Genomic DNA, 21814 nt, shown 5'->3' on the forward strand with positions numbered 1-21814 from the left:
TCAATTTAAGCTAATCGAATTTTTCCAGTTAACAATTGTTCCATCATACCTTGTTTGATTTTTTTGTATTTTTCAAGTTTTTCTTCTATTTTATTAACTTCTTGATCCATATCTGAAAGAATTCTAGCGATTTCCTTTTGTTCTAATATATCAGGTTTAATTATTTCTACACTAGCAACTAATTCTTTATTTAAATTAAGAACACTACTTCCAGCAGCTTTGCTCAAATATTGATTTAATACAATATCTGAACCTAAATAATAATACAAAAAATCAGTATCAAAATATTCATTATACTCCTGTAGAACTAGCCATCCATCATGAATGGCACCATTAATATCTAAAATATAAGGTCTTCCATAACTCATAGAATTGGATAATAAAAAATCTCCTTTATACACTCGTCTAGAACTTGTAACACCTTCTAAAGTTATTTTTTGAGATGTAGATTTAATATATTTATCTTTACTTCCTACATCTCCTATCTTTATCCAATTTATTCCTTCAGAAGACGTAGTTAAATAGTTTTGAATTGGTCTTGGTGAACCACCACGATGAATTCTTACAACATCACCCAACACCACTTTACTCCATCTATTATTTAAATTATTAATTCTTTTTCTACCGATTAGGAGATCTTCTGTCATACCTTTTTTAATTAGCCGCTTCTTTTTAATCAATTCAGATAAAGAATTAATTAATTGATCAATGTCAGAAAGTGTTGCAGCTATGTTCTTTTGTTCGTTAATAGATGGATAAGAAATCTCAATTTGCTTTATAATAGATGTACTTAGTCCATCCATAATACCGCCCACTGACATTTTTTTTATCTGATTTTGTATGCTTTCACTCTGTAAAATATATTTTAAAAAAAGATGATCAACTTTTTCATTATCTAATCTTAGTCTTATTAAATGTGAATCCATTATACCTGGCAAAATATTCCTAGGAACAATCGCACATTGTCCTATTGTTCCCATCGTACTTATCACAATATCGTTAGAACATATTTCTGAACTTTTTAAATCTTCAAATTTTTCTTTACTAAGGTATCTATCACCAAATGAAAAATCATTTTTATAAACATTTTCTTGTCCATAAACTCGATAATTTCCTCTTTTTTGCAGTAATTCTTTTTTTAATTGACTTCCAAATGGACCAATTTTTATCGCACTTTTCTGATCAATTAAAACATTGGGTAGTTGCTCTTTAGTCCATTTACTTACCATTCAAACCCCATCCTTTCCAGATGATGTTTTACTTTTTCTTCATAAAGAACTACTTCATTTGCTAATTCTGATAGCTTGGATTCATAACGTTCCACTAAATTTTTCACACGAACTGATAATTGATGACTCACATCAGAATGAATATTATTAAGTGCTCCATAAACAGCAGCAAACCATTTTTCTTCCAATAATTCTTTTATCTCCTCAATACTCAACTCTGAATATTTCTCTTTTGCCGCTAAGTCCAGTGTAAATTCTTTTTCTTTGATTTCTTTTGCCACTTCTTCTTTTGTTTCCAGTAAAGTCTGAACATCCGTTAATAATTCAAATTCTTCTTTAAAAGGACCATCTATATCTGTAGAATCTCTTATTTCTTTTATTCGTGCTGTAATACTCGTTTTTGTTACTGTTCCTTTCTCAGTTAAAGCAGATTTAGCTAGTGGACTTCTATCTAAGAATTCTAAATATTCTTTTTTCTTCATTTTTTGATCTAAATGATTCCACAAGGTTTTCAAGACATTGATTTCATCATTTGTATAGCCAGATTTAATTTCATTTATACGAGTAGAAATCATTTTTTTGCTAAATTTTCCATCTTGAATAAATTCAAATAAACTAGACTCTTCTTTATTATGATTTTCCAGCAAGTCTTCAATCTCAGCTTCATTTTTTTCCAAAACTTGTTTTAAATCTTGGATTTCACTTAACTTATCTTCAAAGTAGGTATTCATTATTTGTTCTTTAGGAATTATCAAGCCTTCCCATCCAATAACTTCTTCCTCCTCTTCTCCATTTACTTTTTTCATTCTTGTAATATTCACTACCTGATTTCCTGCTTTATATCCATCTGAAATAACAGCATAGATATCATCTTCCATTTCTTCTTCCCAATATTCCATCACTATCTGATAAACATCATATTCCTTAATTAAAGAATCCTTTTCAAATAAACGTAAGATTTTATGGCTAATGAATTCAATGATATTTTTTGGTTTATCTTCAACTGTTAAATTCATCAGTATAGGAATCACCTCATGCTTCCAAGTCAAAAAGGAATATTTAATACGTTTAGAATGCTCAATAAATTCATTATTAGAATTTATAACTTCTACAACTTGATCTTTCTCGACTTTTGCTTGTAAATAACCTGATCTAAGTGGACTAAACAAGTCCTGTCGTAAACTTGGATATTCTTTCCAATAATTACTTAATGAGTCTATATCACTTTCAGGAATGCCACCTTTTAAATGGGCTTCAATGTCTTGAAGATCTTCGTTATTACTATTATCTATATAACGAGGAATATTTAAATTATACTCATTATCCTCTTTTATCTCTTCATTTAAAACAAAGCGAGCATATCTTTTATCTGATTGATCCATTGTATTAAAAGTCCGAACTATTTTTTCAATATCTTGTTCTCGAAGTCTATTTTTATTCCCTTCTTTAATAAAATTTTGACTAGCATCAATCATAAAAATGCCTTCACGTTCTACAGCATCTTCTTTGTCTACAATGATAATACATGCAGGTATCCCTGTTCCAAAAAAGATATTTGCAGGAAGTCCAATGATCCCTTTTATATAGCCATGGTCAATAATTTTTTTACGGATTTCGCCTTCTGTATTTCCACGGAAAAGTACTCCATGCGGCAAAATGATTGCTGCTTTTCCTTTTGATTTTAAAGATTTTAATACATGTAGAAACCAAGCGTAATCACCATTTTTTTCTGGCGGAACACCATAACCAACTTCACTATAACGACCGTATTGATCTGGTAAAGTGCCATCCGTCCATGATTTATCTGAAAAAGGTGGGTTTACAACAATATAATCAAACCGTTTTAATTGATTATTTTCCTTCCATTTGGGATCAGCTAATGTATTACCTCTCTGAATTTCACCTGCTCCTTTGTTATGGAGAACTAAGTTCATGCGTGCCAATCCAGCAGTAGACGGATCATACTCTTGACCATAAATAGTAATTTCAACAGGAGCTACATCAGCAGCTCTTATTAGAAGTGAACCCGATCCACATGCAGGATCGTAAACTGTCATACTTGAGCTAGTCGCTTTGTCTAAGCCTATAACTCTTGCCATTACACGTGATACCTCACCTGGTGTGTAAAATTGCCCCTTACTTTTACCAGAATCTTGAGCAAACTTACGCATTAGATATTCATAGGCATCACCTAAAATATCATCTCCACCAGCACGATTTTTGGTAAAATCTAGCTCTGGTTTTTGAAAAATAGCCACTAAATCCGAGACTTTGTCAATATGGGTTTTCCCTTCACCAAGTTCATCACTTTCAAAATCAGCAATATCAATAATTCCCTTTAGATTGTTTTTATCTGCAATTGCGCCAATACTGGTATTAATTTTTTCACCAATATTTTTTTGAAACTTATGTTTTACAATATCGTCAAAACTCGAGTCTTTTGGAATTTCAATTTCCCAGTCATCAGAGGTTTTATACTTATCAGAAACATATTTTACAAATAACATTGTTAAAATATAATTTTTATAGCGTGCAGGTTCAACCCCACCTCTTAATTTATCTGCAGCAGCCCACAGCTGATTATATATTTCACTTTTTTTAATCGCCACTTAAAATTGCCCCTTATCTTCAAATAGAGTTTTTTAATTTCCTCCCATTATAACTGAAAAAGAAATAATCCTCTAGCTGCCACAAAATGATTAATACATACTACTTTAATTAAAAGCCCAATTAATAATAAACTTTGTTCCAAACCTTGATATCCTTATAACCTTGTTTTCTACCATTCACTTGAAAACGGATCGCTCAATAATAAAAGAAAAAATGATGAGACTAAAATAAATCCAATAATCCATCAAAATCAATTAGATCTAAAATCTTGTCCTTCAAATTCAACAAATCAGGAGCTGTTTGCATACAGACTTCAAACCTACTCATACGTAAATCACTATGACGAACATTAATGATGGAGCAACCTTCTTTGAAAAAGTTTCTGCTATATGATACTTAAAGGGAAAAAAGTGTGATAAGAATAATACCTCGCATGCGTTTTATGTCTAGAATCTCTGACAACTGTACAGTAAATAGTTCCTTTACCATGAAAAATATAGTAATCACCATCCTTCTCAGATATTTTTTTAGCTTAATAAACACTAATATTATTATCAAAAATTCGACTTCTTCATAATTGAAATAAGTTTCTTTTTATAGGCCTCTGAATGTTTTAAATAGTTTCTATTATCAGTAAACCAATAGTTTAATTTGGTGTTTTCATCTTTCACTGTCTAATCACATTCTATATATTTGAAAGCATGTTCAATGTCTTCTTAACTTAATAATCAAATTTCACTTTTTTAAATAGAACAAATGATTAATCATTTTCCAAGGATGGATTAAGAAAAAAATCGATTAAAGGATAATCGATTTGTACAAACTGTATACAAAAAGAGAGCCCACTATCATCAGTCAGTATTCTTCATATCTCTAAAAAACTACCTTGCAAATTGCTCCAATGGAAATGATTTTGAAAGGCGCAAATTAGGTCAAAGCTATTTGATGGATAGTTTGTTTTCTCAATGTTTGCTTGTTCGAACGTGATCGTATGATCCGAGTGTAATCTCTTTGCTTGTTCGAACGTGATCGTATGATCCGAGTGTAATCTCTTTGCTTGTTCGATGGCTTTTTCTGAAATGTCTATCCCAATGATTGTCTCGGCCTTGAATCTTTGACCGAGGTAGTACGTGGTTGCGCCATTGCCAACGCCTATATCTAAAATGCGGAGAAATTGTTTTGCTGGTAAAAATGACAGGCACCATTTTGCCATGGGCAAGTAGACTTTATTCCATAATTTCATCATGACACTCCCTACCCAACCGGTTGGCGCTTTCGATTGGTTTAGAAGGTATTTGTAAATGAAAAATAGTCCCACTACTATTATTAATAGGATAAAGAAACGATTCATGGCTTGTCCTTTCTAACACAATCTAAATTAATAATGTTTCTTAGATTCATAGTCTGGAATGATATCCTTACAAATCCTATACTGCATTATCTCCGGTCTCTTAATTTCACATTTCTCTCATTACTTACATTGTATTTCACTTCAACATCCACCAAATAATAAACGACATGTTGTAAGTCCTCTTCTGTTACATCTGCCTCAGTGGCACTTGTTGTTTGTTTATACCTAAGTTTTACAACGTTTCCTTTTTTAAAACTTTCCGGCTCTTCTGTTTCAAATAATGCCTGATCTAAATAACTGTCAACCAGCACCACATAAGACTTCTCTCCTATGGTTCGAACACTCGTAACAAAGAAATAGTCGGTCCGTGTTTGAACAGGATTTCTACCTAGAAGCATTTCCAATGACTGTACTTTTCTTGGATTTGAGATAGCCACTCTTTTCTCATCCTCATTGAACAAGTCCATAGGTGTTACTTGATCTAATTCATCATAGGTAAAATTGATAATCTCCTCTTTTTCGTATTTCAATTTCGTCTTCGTATCCCACTGTAAAAGTGTGCCACTAGAAATATCTTGAAAAATCACACTATGACCATAATATGCCTTAGACGCTCCCATAGGTACTCTATTATCAATGCTAATTACTTTTGCTATTGTGTATTTTCTCATACCATCACCTACTATCAGTTTTTTCTCGCTACCTACGCGGACTAGTCAAATTAACAGCGGTTTTTATATATAAATAGTCACTTTTCACTTAACTCCGTAAACCCGTTTGCAAATGTCTAAACATGTTCACATCCAGAGGAAAACACTTACATTTCGCTATCCGGCATTTATACTGATAAGTGAAGAAACAGTGGCCACATCGTTCTTCTAATCAAAGATAGATCTTAACGCTTCGCTTAATAATAGTTCGAATTGATTCAGCGTCGTTCCAAAGAAAAGGTTTGGCTGGTACGCAGATAAGACTCGTGGGGCATAAGTCTCCGTACTGATGGTCAAAGTTGCCAACTGTCCTATTTTTGAATTTTTCTCACCAACAAAAGCGATCAGATCAATATGATGATCCTTAGCCATTTGAGCAAGATCAGCTAAACGAAAGGTATCGCCTGAGTTAGAGACAATAAAAATCAGAACATCCTTTTCAACGTTTTCCCGCAGGAATTCCAGATGACTGTTAGCCGTTGCCCGGAAACCATAAAGATTCAGTGTTTCAGAAAAATGATTCGCGATATTCTGTGAAAAGCCTGAACCTAGGATCATGATTCGTTTCTCTTTATACTCAGTTAGTAGGCGGACAAACGCGTCTCTTTCTTCCTCTGAGAAATTCTTCGTCAGGTTCGTTGCTAATGGTTTACTTCCATATGCGAAGACCAGTTCACTATAACCGGAATAACCGATTTTTTTCGCCATATTGACGATGGTCGCCGTTGAGACATAAGAGGCTCTGGCGACATCACGAATGCCTAAGTCTCTTAGTGAGTCACGATTTTTATCCATAAAACGTAAAACGGCTGCTTCGGAATCATTCAACTGATATTTATCAATCAGCGTTTCAGTATCCATAAGATCCACCCCAAATTCTTTAGTTAGGAGTATTATAACATGTCAAAAAATAATTTTATTCAAGATCCATGGGCAAAAATGACGACACGAAATGGCCTTCAAGGCGATGAAGTCATCTCAGCATTACAGAAATCAATCCGCAGAGGAAAAGAAAAAGCGGCCTGCGAATTTGCCTATGAAATGTATATTACCTCCCCTCAATTTGAAGAGAAGCTGTGGAGACGTTTATTAGCCATTAGCGTTGAGGATGTAGGGATGGGAAATCCGCAAGCAGCTATTATGATCAATAACTTAAATCAGATGCGCAAAGAATTTCAATATAATGAATCTGACCGGGCGATGTTTTTCTTTCACGCCATTCGGTACTTGTGCGATTCAGAAAAAGACCGTTCCTCCGACCTGCTCAAAAATATCGTGATAAAAAGCTTCGCCATGGGTTATGTGCCTGAAATACCAGACATTGCGTTGGATAAACATACCACGCGTGGACAAGAAATGGGGCGCGGATCAGAACATTTCTTACATGAAGCAAGCAAAGTTGTTCCTCAAGCAGAGGTCGAAAATGACTATAAAAAACAATATGAAGAAATCATAAAAGAATATGACCCACAGCATGTAGTGCCAAGCACATTTGTTTTCAATCCTTGGCAAGTATAGGAGGGAACATCATGGAAAATTCTACAATCATAACGAAGCTTAATGATTTGCTTAGCCCTTTTGCAGCAAAAATCGGAAATCAGCGACATCTTAAAGCCATCTCAAGTGGGATGATGTTTGGACTACCCTTTATCGTGATTGGATCTTTTTTCCTGATTTTTGCGAATCCACCGATTAACATAGATCAATACAATCCAGCGACAGCCAATTTTTTTATGAAATTCATGGCTGGTTGGAAAGATTTTGCGGTAGCCAATTATGATTTAATCACCGCTCCATACAATCTGACTATGGGGATCATCGGACTGATCAGCGTTTTCGGAATCGCCTTCTCCCTTGCCAATGAATACAAAATTAATCCAGCCATGAATGGGATGGTGGCTTCTGTCATTTTTCTGATGGTGTGTACTCCTGTTAAAGAGGGCAACATCAACCTGAATTACTTAGGAACAAATGGGCTGTTCGTGGCAATCATCATTGGTCTGCTGGTGGTGGAAGTGAACAGAATCTTTGAAGTCAAAAATATCAAATTAAAATTGCCGGATACTGTGCCGCCCATGGTCGCCACCTTCATCAACACGCTCGTTCCGTTATTAACGAATATCATCCTCTTTTATGGGATTAATCTGATTTTTTTAGCAACAACGAAAAAGATTTTTCCTGAAACAGTGATGGACGTTTTAACGCCGGCGACGAATATCGCTGGAAGTCTTGGCGGTTTCTTGCTGATCGTGACCCTAGGGAATATCTTATGGTTATTTGGTATTAATGGCTCATCAATCATTTTCCCGATTGTCTTTACTCTTGGGATGGCGCAAACAGGACTGAATGCTGAACAAATGTCTAACGGGGAAACGATGACTCACCTAATGAACCTACAAATGTTTCGTATTTCAGTTTTAGGTGGTGCGGGTGGAACGCTGGGGTTAATTCTTTTGATGATGCGAAGTAAGGTCTCAGAGTATCGAACAATCGGGAGGCTATCCCTGATCCCCGGCATTTGTTCAATCAATGAGCCAGTCATTTTCGGTCTTCCAATTGTTTTTAATCCGATTCTGGCAATTCCATTTTTAATAACACCGATTGTTTCCTTGCTGCTGACCTACTTCGCTCAAAGTATCGGTTTGATCGGAGTTGGATTTATCGTTGATCCCTCCTTCACCCCGTTCTTTGCACAAGCGTATCTTTCAAGTATGGATTGGCGAAATATCGTCTTCTGTTTCGTGTTGATCCTAATTAGTGCTATTATCTACTATCCATTCTTTAAGGTTATGGAGAATAATAAAACCAAGCTGGTGGATGAAGAGCTGTAAATAGAGCGAAAAGAAACATACTACTTTAAGTAAAAAAAGCTCAATTATTGATTCTGATAATTGAGCTTCATTTTTCTTTTTCCCATAATAAATACCCCTAACTGGGACTTCATTATTTCTTTGTCCTAGCTAGGGGTAGCGTATCAACTCGTGTTCGATCCCTTAAACTCAACCAAGCCTTTCCAAAACATTTGCTATCTCAGTCAAAACCTCTGAATCAGTCTCCGTTTCTTTCAATTCCTGCAACAGAACAATCGTTTCTTCAGGCGCTTTCTTTGTCAACTGCCCCAATGCCCAGACCGCGGTGCCGCGAATGACTGGTCGCTGGTCTTGTAGGCAGGCGCGGATTTCTGGCAATGCCTCTTTACCGCCGAGGTTGGCTAAGGCGATCAGCGCATTCCGTTGTAGCGGTTTTTTGCCGCGCCAAGATCCGGCTAAATGTCCGAATTGTTCCTTGAACTCGCGATTTGTGATGGATAAGAGCGGTGTCAGTTTTGGATAGACTTCATCGACTTTTGGCTCCATCTCTTCATGAAAATGAAAGTCTTTGCCACGATTATATGGACAGACTAGCTGACAAATATCACAGCCATAGATCACGTTGCGCATTTTCTTTCGATATTGCTCCGGCATCATGCCTTTGGTTTGTGTCTGATAGGAGAGACATTTTTTGGCATTCATCCGACCGTCTCCCAATAAGGCCCCGGTTGGACAGCCAGTAATGCAGCGTGTACAATCGCCACAGCCGTTTGGAACTGGCTGGTCTGGTTCAAATTGGATATTCGTGATGATTTCGCCAAGATACACGAAGGACCCGTATTCTTCCGTAATCAGCAGGCCGTTGCGCCCGATAAATCCTAGACCCGCTCGTTGTGCGACTGCGACATCGACCAGCTCACCTGTATCGACTTGCGGAGCAAAACGCCACTGAGCTTGAATTTGTTCCGTTTCCGCCTGCTCTTTGATAAAATCGATCAGCTTAGACAGCCGTTCTTCCAAAATGAAGTGATAATCCGTTCCCCATGAAGCACGTGCAAATTGCCCACGTTTTTCATCCCGAGGGACTTTTTCGTGGAATTTTGTTGGATAAGCTAAAGCAATCGCGATGATGCTTTGGGGATTTTCAAATGTTTCTTCTGGATACAGCCGTTCTTTGATGTTTTGATGCTCAAAACCTGACGTATGGCCAAGCGAGCGCTGCTCCAGCAACGACTCTTCCAAATAATCAAAAGGCTCAGCGGTTGTGAAGCCGATTTTATCAATACCTAGCTGCTTGCTTTCAGCGATGATCCGTTCTTTTAAGGTTTGCATAGTTCCACTCCTAGTTCGTATGTCATTCTACTTAACCTGGTAAAATAGGAAGTAGAACTGCGATCCTGATACGATTTTACAGGCCCTACTATATCACATGTTCCTTACTAGCAAAAGAAATCACCTGTTTTGTCAGAGTGCTGTATGGGAAATCATTGCTTTTTTTGTAGTGAGGATTGCGACGCAACATTAGCCAAAATAGTGTTTGCTCGACTTTCTTTTTTTAACAGGTGTGGCTCATTTCTACACAGTTAGTGGAAGTGAAATCGATAACCAAGCAGTTGAAGAAATCTTGATTATTTTTGATATTATCCTCTATAAGCTATACCATTGCATTCGCTTAATGTTAGATTATTTCACCAAATAATCTACCTTATTACATATAGAAGATTCTTCAAACCTCATCCTTTACACTATTTTAAAATGAAATTGATACCCCATCAAAATCAACCAAATCTAAGATTCTCTCCTTTAGATTCTGCAAATCCGTCTCTGTCTGCATATCCACCTCGAATTTATTCATGTGTAAATCACTATGCCTAACTTTTATTATGGAGGATTCTTTTTTATGAATTGAAGAGGGAGGCCACAGATCCATTTTCACGTCATGAATCAAGATATTAAAGAAGGTCTCTATTGTTTTTCTTTCCACTGGATACTCCATTTCGCTTACAATCCCTACACCTTTTTTAATTATCTGATAGATAACTAGCCTTTTTCTACGATAAATTCTTATTCGATGCAACATATCATATGTTTCGAGTGCCTCATTTTTTTTCGGACTATCTATTATTAAGGAAGTAATATTGAGATTAGGTTCAACTTTCAATGAACTAATTTCACCATTTTTATTCATTTTATGTCCAGAAAAATAAACTTGAGGTGGTATCCAGTGCTTAGGAAGCGTACTTTTATCAAACTCAAAAAAAGGTTTTATATCATCCCACATAATCATCGAACGTTCTCGCATCCATAAAGAATGATAAAGCGGTTTAGTTTCACGAACTATAGTTTTCGCAATATGTGATACTACTAAACGTAGTTTTCCCTTTATTACTTGATGTCCCAACAATCCATTTGAAACCATTTTACGAAAAGCTCGAGTTAACATTTCATTAGCAGGGTAATTTGTATTTGTATATTCATCCTTTACAAAAAATTCTAGTGGTCCATCAGGATGCCAACGTGCTCCAAATTTTTTCTTTCCCCCTAATACATAAATGGCCATCCCCCCATGCATTAGCATTTGTAGATAGAAATACTCTTCATAACTCAATACATCCCATCCCAAACCATACAAATAATCCCGCACATTCTTAGAAAAATTTTCTGATTTTTGAAACCCAAATGGAAAGAATGATCGATAAGAGTAGTAACTCGAATACGGTTTGTGACTAGAAACCCTAACAACTGTATAATAGGCGGTTCCCTTACCAGAGAAAAGATAATAATTACTATATCCTTCAGTCAATTTTCGGGCCTCATAAACATGTATATTGTTATCAAAAATTGCATTTTTCATGATTGTCATAAGCTTTTTTTGATAAGCACTTGAATATTTCAAAATTTTTCTATTATCAACAAGCCAATAATCTAAATCAGTGGTTTCATCCTTCATTAATTAGCCTCCTTAAATATCTATTAATAAACTAGTTCTATAGGTTTATAAAACCTATACTAGAATACATCTATCTTATTTCGGCAGCTTGAAAATCTCTGCCCAATACTTTTATTCCATATAATGAATGATTCGTTTTTATAAGCAAATGACTGGAATCAATAGAAATCTTATTTGTAAGTACAGGCTTTATTTTTGTTTTGATAGGTATTTGTAAGAGTGCATTTTCATTAATTATTTCTTCTGGGAGCTCCTCTAACATCTCAAGAAAAACTTTTGCGCCAAAGATCCATTCTTCTTCATAAGAAAGGTCGTCAGATGCAAGCAGGCTGGAATCCTTACTGCCCTCATCCTTCACGTCCCAATTAGATGGCTTTCCGTAACCTGTTAATTCGTAAAAAAGAGTTTTGATTTTCCCAACTGATAAGCTTATTGAACGATATGAACCAAAGTCTTTTCCTTTCTTAATAATCATGTATTGAAGCGTATCCTTTGATCGCCCCTGTTTACGCCAGTCAAGAAATTCCTGACTGGATTTCTTTTCAAAGATCCTTGTTCTTATGTTTGAATTTATTCTGTGTAATAAAATTAGACTGGGGAAGGTTAGAGCGACAAGTAGATTTGATGTTTGGATCATTAGAAAAGGTACAATGAACAATGATACAAATAAGGTCAAAAATATTATGGTTGAAATTCTTATGTAGGGCTCCAATTCCTTCTCAGGATAAGGTTCTATTTCAAAGCTTTTTGTGAAAAGTAAAAAATCCTTCAATTCCTTCGTTGCTTCACCTACAGTGAGTTCAAGATAATATCCATGATATATCTTTTTAATCAATTTATTCTTCATTTTATCTCCTTATTGATTGTTTTATTCGCACTTTGAAAAATTATCTATACAGTATTTTATCAAACTTCAAAATTAAAAAGAAACTAACTTTTTATACAGGTCAGCATTATCTTCTATTAAACTACAAATATCAAAATAGATCGATGCTCCATTAAAACAACAATACACCCGCCATCAATCTGGCGAGTGCAAAAAAGTATCTATTAATTTAACGTTCCTATCTCTCTAACATATCATCAAGCCACTCCAAAGCCTCTCTCAAAACCTCCACAAACCCCACTCGATCCACATCCTCCAAAACAAGGGTGTTCTTCAGCTCGGGGGCCATCCTACGAAAATCGCCATAGGTTAATCCTCTGGCAGGTGAATCATCTGTGATGACATGAATATCGGCGTAGCTGCCTTTGAATAGTTCTGGTTTTAATAGGTACACGACTGCGCAGAGGTCGTGGATCGGGGAGTTGATGAAGCCGAATTGTCGTCCGGATTGATTATAGAAGGACAGTAATTCATAGGCTAGATGGCTCACCTTTCCTTGATTTTTTAGCTGATTGATTTCTGCTACGGTAATCTCTGCTTTTTCGGTTACGTCTAGACCGGACATGATAATCGGTAGTCCGCTTTGGAAAACGATCTCTGCTGCGTCTGGGTCGACGTAGATATTGAACTCGGCAAGTGGTGTTTGGTTGCCGTGATGGATACCGCCGCCCATTAGGGAGATTTCGTTAATCTGTGGGAGCAGCTCGGGATAATTTTTGATCAGCAGCGCGATATTGGTTAATGGTCCTAAGGCGACTAGTGTGACTTTGTCTTTGCTTGTTCGAATTTTTTCTGCTAGAAATTGAACGCCGTTGGTAGAAGCGATTGGATAATCGGCGCCATCAAAGTAAGGACCGTCCATTCCAGAGTCGCCGTGTGCTTCGGGAGCCGTCTGCAGCGGCTTGACTAATGGGCCTGCTTGGCCTGCTGCTAAAAGAACTTTGGCATTTAAGAAGCTCAGAATATTTTTGGCGTTTTCGGTTACTTTTTTTAGTGTTTGATTGCCGCCGATGGTCGTGATTCCTAAGATGTTGAAGCTTTCTGGGTTAGCCAGCGCGGCCATGATCGCTAGTGCGTCGTCATGACCGGGATCGCAATCGATCAGAAGATGTTTCATGCGGAGACCTTCTTTCCCAGCTCAGCCATCGTTAGGATGTCTTGGTAGCCAAGGGCTTTTGCCAGCTGACAAATGTAGGGCTGCTTCAGAGCACTGATCCGGAGCAGGCTTTCGTCCCAGAAAATCTCTCTTGGCGTGCCTTCTTTTTGCAGCTGCTTTTCGGCGAAGACAAGAACACGTTGAAATTCCTTAATGACAAATTCCATATCGTGTGTGATGGTAATGACTGTTTTATTTTTTTCGGTCAGCAGCTTTATCAGCTTTCCGAGTAATTCGGTTGATTCGCGATCCTGTCCGGCTGTCGGTTCATCGAGGATGATGACTTCTGGGTCCATCGCCATCACCGCAGCGATCGTGATAAATTTTCGTTTTGAATAGGGCAAATTATAGGGATGCTCCTTTAAAACATCCAGCAGTCCGCAGGCTTTAGCGGCCTCCTGTACTCTTTCTTCAACAACAGCGGCAGCTAATTTTTGTTTTTTGGGTCCGTAGGCGATCTCCTTTTCAATGCTTTCTTGGAAAATCTGATCGTCTGGATTTTGAAAGACGTAGCCGACGCGCTTTGCCATTTGGGCGGTAGTTAGGGATTTGGTTTCTTTTCCGTCGATTAGCACCTGTCCCTTTGTTGGGCGCAGCAGGCCATTCATTAATTTGACGGTCGTCGTTTTTCCGGCACCGTTTTGTCCGATGATCGCGACTGCTTCACCTAGCTGAAATTCTGCGGAAACATTTTGAGTCGCTTCAAACCCGTTGGGATAGCTGAAGCTGACGTTCTCTAATTTTAAAAAGCTCATCACGCAGTCGCTCCTTTCAGTTTTCTGATTGCTTCCGCCATCGTGATTGGTACATCGGCATGCTCCTTAAGATATTGCAAATAGAACAAGGAAACTTGAGGCAGCGCACCGCCATGATTTAGGATATCGGGATCGCTCAGTACTTGATGGGCGGTTCCTTTTTTTATTACCTGACCCTGTTCTAATAAAATAATCTCGTCGCAGTATTCTGCCAGCAGATCCACCTTATGCTCGACGACGATAATGGTTTTTCCCTGCTGCTTCAGCATCGCAATAATCTCAAAGACCTCTTCGGTACTTTGCGGGTCTAATTGCGAGGTTGGTTCATCCAAGATAACGACCTCTGGATCTAGCGCGACGATCGACGCAAGTGCGACCCGCTGCTTTTGTCCGCCAGACAGCTCAAAGGGATTCTTTTCCTTCAGCTCATTCAGCTTAAAGAGGTCGATCAATTCTTGGACTTTTTGATGCATGATCTCGTGTGACACGCCGATATTTTCCATACCATAGGCGATCTCCTCTTCTACTGTATCCTTGACACCTGAAATTTGGGTAAAGGGATTTTGCGAGGAGTAGCCGATCTCCGCGGCCAGAGCACCGATATTGTATTGCTGGAGCGCTTGGCCTTTATAGGTCACTTTTCCAGTCAGCTCACCTAAAAACATCTCTGGGATAAAGCCGCGAATGATATTGCAAAGCGTGGTCTTCCCTGCTTGATTGCTGCCGATCAGGCCATAGACCTTTCCCTTTTCAAGGGATAAATCAATATTTTTGATAATCGCATCCGAATCCAATGGATATCGATACGTAACGTTTTCTAATTCAATTAAACTCATAATGGACCTCCCACAAAATAGGCGATCAAGCCTATCAGACAAAGAACAACGATCGTGTAATCCAGCGGCGTTTTCTTAACAGAATAATAGGCCGTTTTCTTTATTGGGGCAGAAAAGCCGCGAGCCTCTAATGTCAGCACTCGTTCATCGGTTTGCTGGATCGATGTTAATACTAATGGCCCCATCATTGGAATGAAGGCCTTCATCCGTACCAGTACAGAACCTTCTGTTTCTATTCCTCGAGCCCGCTGAGCATCAGAGATCGTCTGTGAAAGCTTGGTCATCTGAGGCACTAGCTGAATCGTTGCGGAAATGACAAAGGTGACCTTTTTTGGAATTCGGGCTTTTTCCAGTGCCGCGACGATATCCTTCACACTGGTGACCTGAAAGAACCAAATAATGATCGAGCTGATAGCAACGATTCGTGAAGCTAAGCCGATACTTGTGTCCATCCCGATTTGCGAGTAGCCGATAAACCACCAAAGCGGTTGACTGTCTTCATTTTTTACAATGAATACCTGAACTAAAAAAATAAATACGACGATGACAAAAATGGATTTGAAAAAGGTATTCAAAAACCTGCCGATTTTTCCTGAGAAGACACTCAACAGGAGCGCGGTGCCAAACAGGACATATTGCACAGGCGGGATCGTTGAAAACATGCTGATGATGATCACTGTAAGGACGATCATGAGCTTGGTTGAGGGGTACCATTTTTCGATCGAATTAGCCATGCTTCAACACCTCCTTGCTGATATAAGGCGCACCATAGTTCAGCTTGACCAAGAAACGCGGCGGAATCCGTTTGACGACTAAATAGCTGATGGCAAAATTCAAGATCGTGTTGATCGTACCAGTGATGATATTCGTTGAAAATACAGAATCCCACAATTGACGACCAGCTGCTAGAAATGCTGCTGTTACTAAGTCCGTCCCTGCTCCGGTGATGCCGCCAAACATGAATACCGTCACTATCGCCGCGGTTCCGGCAGAAACGACCGTCAGTACACCGCAGGCCACGATCATGCCAAACAGATGGTTAAAAAATTTAAAGCGTGAGAAAAAGCCGGCAAATAATCCGATACTCATGGAAACTAAACCATACGGGATCGCCACTGGGTTTAGCATCCCATTTACGACATTTCCCAAAAATCCCGTCATCAAGCCTACCCAGGGACCAGCTACCATCGCTACTAAATAAGTGCCGATTTGATCAATAAAAACTGGCAGCTTCAGTATGGTACATAGCTGATAACCGACAACATTCAAGGAAACACCGACTGGGATCAGCATCAATGCCTGCAGTCCAAAATCATACCTTAATCCTCGTTTCATCTCTCTTCCTACTTTCATTATTTTTAAAAGTAAGCCGCTTCTTTGTAAGGGCTTCCTTTCTATTGCCATTAGTATATTTAAAATGAAAAGACCACGAAAGGTCACATGACCCTTCGCGGCATACTCTTCTTTGTTTTCAAACGCGAATCAAATGCTTCTGCAATCGCTGCCTCTCATTTGATCCTACGTAAATCTTACGATCGATACTCACAATTTCTTTGTTGTCTCGCAGCTTTTTCAAGGAACGGCCAACCGTTCGAACACTCAGCCCTAGCTTATGGCCGATTTTCTCCCGAATCTCTTGAATCTCGACAAGCTCATCCCCACTTTTGACCTGCTTGTCGTAGTATTCTACTAAATAGTAGCGAAGCCGATCAACCCCATTGAGCTGATAAAAGAGCCCGTCGCTGCCCGATCGGTGATACAAATCATCCGCTAGCAGATTCGCACTCAAGCGCAAAAGCTCCAAATCCTGCATGATCCATTGATAAACAGTCGCTGAAGGAACGCGCACCGCCGTAACCTCGGTGAGACAGGTGATTGTTGCGATGATTTCCTCCTTTTGAGCCAATGTTTCCAGAAGGCCGATACTTCCATTGGTTTCATCCAGCTGGAAATAATCGTACTCACTCCCATCCTCATAATCCCTGATTCCAATAGCCACACCGCTGCGAATAAAGTAAATATATGTTGGAAAATCTCCCCGCATGACGATCGGTTCGTCCGCCTTAAATTTTACGATCGAGTGATTATCCCCTAATCTGTCCTTGATTTTCGAGTAGTTGAAGCGTTTCTCGCTGCCGTATGTTTGCCACATTTCTTTCAGTTGCTGTTCTTCCAAGGTGCGCTCCTTTCGCAAAACCTGCTTCTGCATTTTTTTATTAACTATAGCACGGTCTGTTTAGAATACAATCGAGAGAATTTATCTTATCATTTAAATCGCAGAGCTAGCATTCTTTCAGATTCAACTTCGCAATGACCATTCTTTCCCCTACGCTTTCCGATACTCGGACGCGATAGAGACTTGACCACGTTAGAGTTTGCTCATGCTGGGTAAATAAAAAACTGAACATCAATTGATGCCCAGTCGATATCCACTAATCAAACTTTTTTCATTTTGACACTCCTCTTTTTTATGTTTGCAAGTAAATCCGCTCTATTTAATCTTCCAAAACCTTGCGCTAATTTTTTTCATTGCATAATCTGCGACACTGAAATGACCAACTCACAGCTAAAAGCAGTAGACTTGACTCACTTTTCTTCTCACCATTCAATGGAAATGTTACTAGAGTGGATGCTTATTAGAATAGAATCGGACAAAACAAACTTACCTTTAAAAACGGAGATTATACAGCTGTTGTGCTTCAAGAAAAACAATAATATTAAATAGAACATGAATTAACCCCAGCTACTGTTGAAGTAGTTGGGGCATTTTAGGCTTCTTCTCCTCTACACAAAATCTGCAGCCGTTTCTTTACCAAAAGATTTTCTAACTGAATGTAGTTTGAACATTGGTATAAATCTTTTCCTTATGAAGCTTATGGATATTTGAGAATTAAATCTAATTATCTTAAATCGTCACTCTTTCATTACATCCTATAGGACAATTGAACATCTTCAGAAGCAACGATTTTTTGCTCCACCTGGTGAACGGCACCATGCATATTGTTCTGGATATCTACATCTTGTAACAAAAGATCTTTGACTTCTTCTACATATAACCAATAACTGCTATCAGCAGACATTGGGACTTGTCTAGTATTTGGCCGTAAGTCAATGACATCGCCAAAGACATCGCGGTTGTTTGTATTTTCTATAGCTATATTCGCGTCTCGCAAACGAATATGTTGAATATTTTTCTTTTCTCCAATAAAAGCTAGACCTACATTGCAAGCAGCATTCAACCCTCGAACTGTGATATTAGAAATATTAGGATAAATATCTTCACGGTCATATTTATGTCCTTTTTGACTACCTAAATCATAGGCGATAGCATTGAAATAGAGCGCTTCACCACGTCCCCACCATTTTCCAGCCCGTGCACGTGTAGAGACCATCAGATTGTTTATTGTCACATCTTTGACGTATCCGCTATTACATGCGTTGAAACAAATTCCTCGACCGGTATTATGGATGGTACAATTGTTGATTTGAATATTTCTGACCTTACTGCGCCAATAGCCGATTCTAAAACCTGATGATGCAGACGATAGAATACAATTATTAACGACAATATTCTCACAAATGTGTGTCCAATCATTAATCCCAGTAATCGCAATACAATCATCCCCAGAAACGATATCACAGTCAGAGATCACTGCATTTTTACATGAGCATAGATGAACGCCATCATCATTTGGAATCCGTTGATCACCACGAATCGTGATGTTTTTTACCTTGATCGTATCACAAGAGTTTAAGACCACATTCCAGCAAGCCGCATCCAATAAAATAATATCTCGAATTGAAACATCTGTACTTCCTGTTAAAAAAATCATGCTATTGGGACGATCAATAGGTTTTACGGAAAACTCTTTTAATTGTCGTTCATTGAAATCAGAAATATCTAAGTCTGGACTATTGGGAACAGAATAATCAAAGAATGCCGCTGCTTGAAAATCAATGATCCCTTCTCCTTCAATAGCGATATGATCGGCATCTTTTGAAAAAATCAATGCCTTAACCATTCCCAGCTCATTGTGGACCAATCCTGTTTCAGGATAATCCATCATATCTGTTGATCCCTTAAGAACGGCTCCGCGCTCTACTCGTAAAGTCACACCAGAAAATAACTGAAAAGTTCCAGTCACGTATTCACCAGCCGGTACACTAACGGTTCCTCCAGTCTTACTGACTTTGTTGATAGCTGCTTGAATTGCTTCCGCATTGTTTTTCTTTTGTTCAGATGCTCCAAACTCCAAAATACTTACTTTCATACTACTCCTGCTTTCCCTTATACTCTATTATTGTGAGTGAATAAAAAATTGATAAACTGCACATAATTGATCGGCTTTATCTAAAAACCGACAAGGTATCAAGCGGTAACTCAACTCGTTCACGCCGTTCTTTTCAAGCATACCATCGATTCGTTCTTTCAATATTGAAACCAAATCGTCACTGGCAACCCTAGTATTTGTTCTAATTCTGCTCTTATTTGAAAATGGTGGATATAGGGAATCGCGCTGATCCCTGCTATCACACCTTTTTCCACATTCACAGTCCCAGGAGAACTGATTGCGACACCTTCATAAGGCTGTTCATTTACTATCATCATAAATAATTGTTTCATTTCAGCCCAGCTTTTTGGTGTCGAATAGCACCCTAATGATGTTCAAGTGTCACCATTCCAAAAACCTAATTTAGTCGTCGTACCACCAATATCAAGTGCTAAAAGTAGATTTTTCATTCATTCAATACCTTCTATTTTTGATAATCAGTCAAGCTCTTTCCATTTGTTGCAGCAACCTCTTTGAACCAATATCCTGATTTTTTGATCGTTTTAGTTTGGGTGTGGATATCATTTGAGATGAACCCATACCGATTACGATAAGCATTCATCCATGACCAACAGTCGATTGGTGTCCACAAATGATACCCAAAGCAATTCGCCCCTTCAGCAATCGCCTTTTCCAACCATTGTAAATGCTCTGTAATAAATTGAATTCGATAATTATCTTCGATCATCCCGTCAGCATTCAAATAGCGATCTTCTCGGGAGACGCCCATGCCGCTTTCTGAGACAAACCAATCGATATTTCCATATTCTTCCTTAATCACTTTAGCAATATCATAGATTGCTTTCGGATAAATCTCCCAGCCCTTATCTACATTCATACGACGTCCTGGCATATCATATTCATCAAAATAGCGATTTGGCATCCAATCTACAGTCAAACTATCCGGTGAAATCTCTGGTTGCTTCACTCGATGAGGATGGTAAAAATTCACACCCAACACTTGAATCGTATTTTCTTTTATAATAGCGGCCTCTTCTTCAGTTGATTCCCAAAGCACCTCGTCTTTTCTTAAAACGGAGATTAATTTCTCGGGAAATTCTCCTTTTATTGCGCTATCTAAGAACAGCCGATTGCACCAAAGTTCCGAAAACTCAACAGCAGATTGGTCCTCTTTACTTGAGCTCGCTCCATAAGAAGGAGTCAAATTCAAGATTTGACCAATTCGACACCCTTTTTCCGAAAGCTTCATACGATTGAACTTTTGAATTGCTTTGGCGGAAGCTAGAGCAAGATTGTACGCAACTTGAATCGCTTTCTTTCCATCCACAATTTTTGGATAATGAAATTTATACAAATAACCGCCATCCACAATCACCATCGGTTCATTGAATGTAAACCAATCTTTGACCCGATCAGAAAATAATTCAAAGCATTTTTCAGCATATTTCGCGTACAGATCAATCACATACTTCGATTCCCAGCCGCCATATTTTTCCAACAATTCAACAGGAAGATCAAAATGACAGAGATTTATCACTGGGCGAATACCATTTTCAATGAAGCAATCAATCACTCGGTTATAAAAATCGACGCCTTCTTGATTTACAGAAGCCGTTTCAAAATCATCGATCAGCCGACTCCATTGGATCGATGTTCGAACCGAATTCAATCCAATCTCTTTCATCAAGAGAATGTCTTCTTCATAGCTATTATAAAAATTCGAAGCGACATCGGGACCTACTTGTGCATGAAAATCTTGTGGGCTTTGATCGTACCAGTAATCGAAAATATTGCGATGTTTCTTTTTGAAACGTCCTTCACTTTGAGGACCAGATGTTGCCGCTCCCCACCAAAAATTTGTTGGAAATGTCATTGATTTTCCTCCCATGAATTAAGCTTTCTTTCTAGCTTGGTTACTCGTTTATTTAAAGAAATGATTCTTTCCCCTAAATCTATGCTTGTTACTGCTCCAATAAAGTGATCCTGTGCATGAATTAAAATGAAGGTTTTTTCTACCACTCCATCGTTCATTTCTTGAGTCATTAAAGAAGTTTGAAGCTTGTGCGCTTCACCGATTTGACTCTTAGCACTAGCCATTTGTTTATCTGCTCCCGAAAAGTCACCTGCTTCGGCTGATCGAATCGCCTTGATCACATCTGATTTGGCATTCCCTGCAAAGAAAATCAGTTGCATTGCGGATTCAACAATTTTTTCGTCCATACTCTTCTC

20 protein-coding genes are annotated in these 21814 nt (G+C 38.3%); 2 read left to right on the forward strand and 18 right to left on the reverse strand.

All coding sequences use genetic code 11. The annotated features are described in order from the left end of the window. Window positions 1-5 precede the first annotated feature (5 nt). The 5 genes from IGI67_RS18725 to IGI67_RS18745 form a co-directional block, all read right to left on the reverse strand. Window positions 6-1229 (reverse strand): restriction endonuclease subunit S, encoded by a 1224-nt coding sequence (locus IGI67_RS18725; RefSeq protein ID WP_429958815.1) that lies wholly within the window; start codon window positions 1227-1229, stop codon window positions 6-8. Further along, window positions 1223-3838, reverse strand: a complete 2616-nt coding sequence (locus IGI67_RS18730; RefSeq protein ID WP_429958816.1) for a type I restriction-modification system subunit M — start codon at window positions 3836-3838, stop codon at window positions 1223-1225. Before IGI67_RS18730 ends, IGI67_RS18725 begins: the two co-directional genes overlap by 7 nt. Window positions 3839-4704: 866 nt before the next feature. After that, a complete protein-coding gene (locus IGI67_RS18735; RefSeq protein WP_429958817.1) occupies window positions 4705-5082 on the reverse strand; it encodes a class I SAM-dependent methyltransferase in 378 nt (125 codons plus the stop codon). A gap of 194 nt (window positions 5083-5276) precedes the next feature. Then, window positions 5277-5861: a hypothetical protein gene (locus IGI67_RS18740; protein ID WP_429958818.1), complete on the reverse strand. Its 585-nt coding sequence runs from the start codon at window positions 5859-5861 to the stop codon at window positions 5277-5279. Window positions 5862-6068: 207 nt separating this feature from the next. Next, window positions 6069-6761, reverse strand: a complete 693-nt coding sequence (locus IGI67_RS18745) for a MurR/RpiR family transcriptional regulator (protein WP_429958819.1) — start codon at window positions 6759-6761, stop codon at window positions 6069-6071. A 39-nt stretch (window positions 6762-6800) separates the two neighbouring features. Between IGI67_RS18745 and IGI67_RS18750 the strand changes: the two genes are divergently transcribed. Both IGI67_RS18750 and IGI67_RS18755 read left to right on the forward strand, forming a co-directional pair. After that, window positions 6801-7418: a hypothetical protein gene (locus IGI67_RS18750; protein ID WP_429958820.1), complete on the forward strand. Its 618-nt coding sequence runs from the start codon at window positions 6801-6803 to the stop codon at window positions 7416-7418. Window positions 7419-7429: 11 nt separating this feature from the next. Beyond that, window positions 7430-8731, forward strand: a complete 1302-nt coding sequence (locus IGI67_RS18755; protein WP_429958821.1) for a PTS sugar transporter subunit IIC — start codon at window positions 7430-7432, stop codon at window positions 8729-8731. A 168-nt stretch (window positions 8732-8899) separates the two neighbouring features. On the opposite strand, the gene queG is transcribed toward IGI67_RS18755, so the two are convergent. From queG to IGI67_RS18820, 13 genes are all read right to left on the reverse strand, one after another. After that, window positions 8900-10042, reverse strand: coding sequence for a tRNA epoxyqueuosine(34) reductase QueG (queG, locus tag IGI67_RS18760; protein ID WP_429958822.1), 1143 nt, complete (start codon window positions 10040-10042; stop codon window positions 8900-8902). Window positions 10043-10460: 418 nt separating this feature from the next. After that, window positions 10461-11660, reverse strand: a complete 1200-nt coding sequence (locus IGI67_RS18765) for a hypothetical protein (protein ID WP_429958823.1) — start codon at window positions 11658-11660, stop codon at window positions 10461-10463. Window positions 11661-11730: 70 nt separating this feature from the next. Next, a complete protein-coding gene (locus IGI67_RS18770; protein WP_429958824.1) occupies window positions 11731-12507 on the reverse strand; it encodes a hypothetical protein in 777 nt (258 codons plus the stop codon). A gap of 217 nt (window positions 12508-12724) precedes the next feature. Continuing rightward, on the reverse strand, window positions 12725-13663 hold the full coding sequence (locus IGI67_RS18775; RefSeq protein ID WP_429958825.1) for a nucleoside hydrolase: 939 nt from the start codon (window positions 13661-13663) through the stop codon (window positions 12725-12727). Further along, a complete protein-coding gene (locus IGI67_RS18780) occupies window positions 13660-14457 on the reverse strand; it encodes an energy-coupling factor ABC transporter ATP-binding protein (protein WP_429958826.1) in 798 nt (265 codons plus the stop codon). The genes IGI67_RS18775 and IGI67_RS18780 overlap by 4 nt, the downstream gene beginning before the upstream one ends. Continuing rightward, window positions 14457-15293, reverse strand: coding sequence for an energy-coupling factor ABC transporter ATP-binding protein (locus IGI67_RS18785; protein ID WP_429958827.1), 837 nt, complete (start codon window positions 15291-15293; stop codon window positions 14457-14459). The genes IGI67_RS18780 and IGI67_RS18785 overlap by 1 nt, the downstream gene beginning before the upstream one ends. Next, the gene (locus tag IGI67_RS18790) at window positions 15290-16027 is read right to left on the reverse strand and encodes an energy-coupling factor transporter transmembrane component T (RefSeq protein ID WP_429958828.1); all 738 of its coding nucleotides are present in this window, start codon (window positions 16025-16027) and stop codon (window positions 15290-15292) included. The genes IGI67_RS18785 and IGI67_RS18790 overlap by 4 nt, the downstream gene beginning before the upstream one ends. Beyond that, window positions 16020-16628 carry an ECF transporter S component gene (locus IGI67_RS18795; protein ID WP_429958829.1) on the reverse strand — a complete coding sequence of 203 codons (609 nt, stop codon included), beginning with the start codon at window positions 16626-16628 and terminating at the stop codon, window positions 16020-16022. Before IGI67_RS18795 ends, IGI67_RS18790 begins: the two co-directional genes overlap by 8 nt. Window positions 16629-16764: 136 nt before the next feature. Then, window positions 16765-17469 (reverse strand): Crp/Fnr family transcriptional regulator, encoded by a 705-nt coding sequence (locus IGI67_RS18800; RefSeq protein ID WP_429958830.1) that lies wholly within the window; start codon window positions 17467-17469, stop codon window positions 16765-16767. Between the two features lie 748 nt (window positions 17470-18217). After that, a complete protein-coding gene (locus IGI67_RS18805; protein ID WP_429958831.1) occupies window positions 18218-19564 on the reverse strand; it encodes a glycoside hydrolase family 28 protein in 1347 nt (448 codons plus the stop codon). A gap of 158 nt (window positions 19565-19722) precedes the next feature. After that, the gene (locus IGI67_RS18810) at window positions 19723-19917 is read right to left on the reverse strand and encodes a hypothetical protein (RefSeq protein WP_429958832.1); all 195 of its coding nucleotides are present in this window, start codon (window positions 19915-19917) and stop codon (window positions 19723-19725) included. 131 nt (window positions 19918-20048) lie between these two features. Continuing rightward, the gene (locus tag IGI67_RS18815) at window positions 20049-21458 is read right to left on the reverse strand and encodes a glycoside hydrolase family 1 protein (protein WP_429958833.1); all 1410 of its coding nucleotides are present in this window, start codon (window positions 21456-21458) and stop codon (window positions 20049-20051) included. Then, window positions 21455-21805, reverse strand: a complete 351-nt coding sequence (locus IGI67_RS18820) for a PTS lactose/cellobiose transporter subunit IIA (protein ID WP_429958834.1) — start codon at window positions 21803-21805, stop codon at window positions 21455-21457. The genes IGI67_RS18815 and IGI67_RS18820 overlap by 4 nt, the downstream gene beginning before the upstream one ends. Between the last annotated feature and the right edge of the window lie 9 nt (window positions 21806-21814).

It is taken from the genome of Enterococcus sp. AZ196, assembly GCF_050498845.1.
GTDB lineage: Bacteria > Bacillota > Bacilli > Lactobacillales > Enterococcaceae > Enterococcus_A > Enterococcus_A murrayae.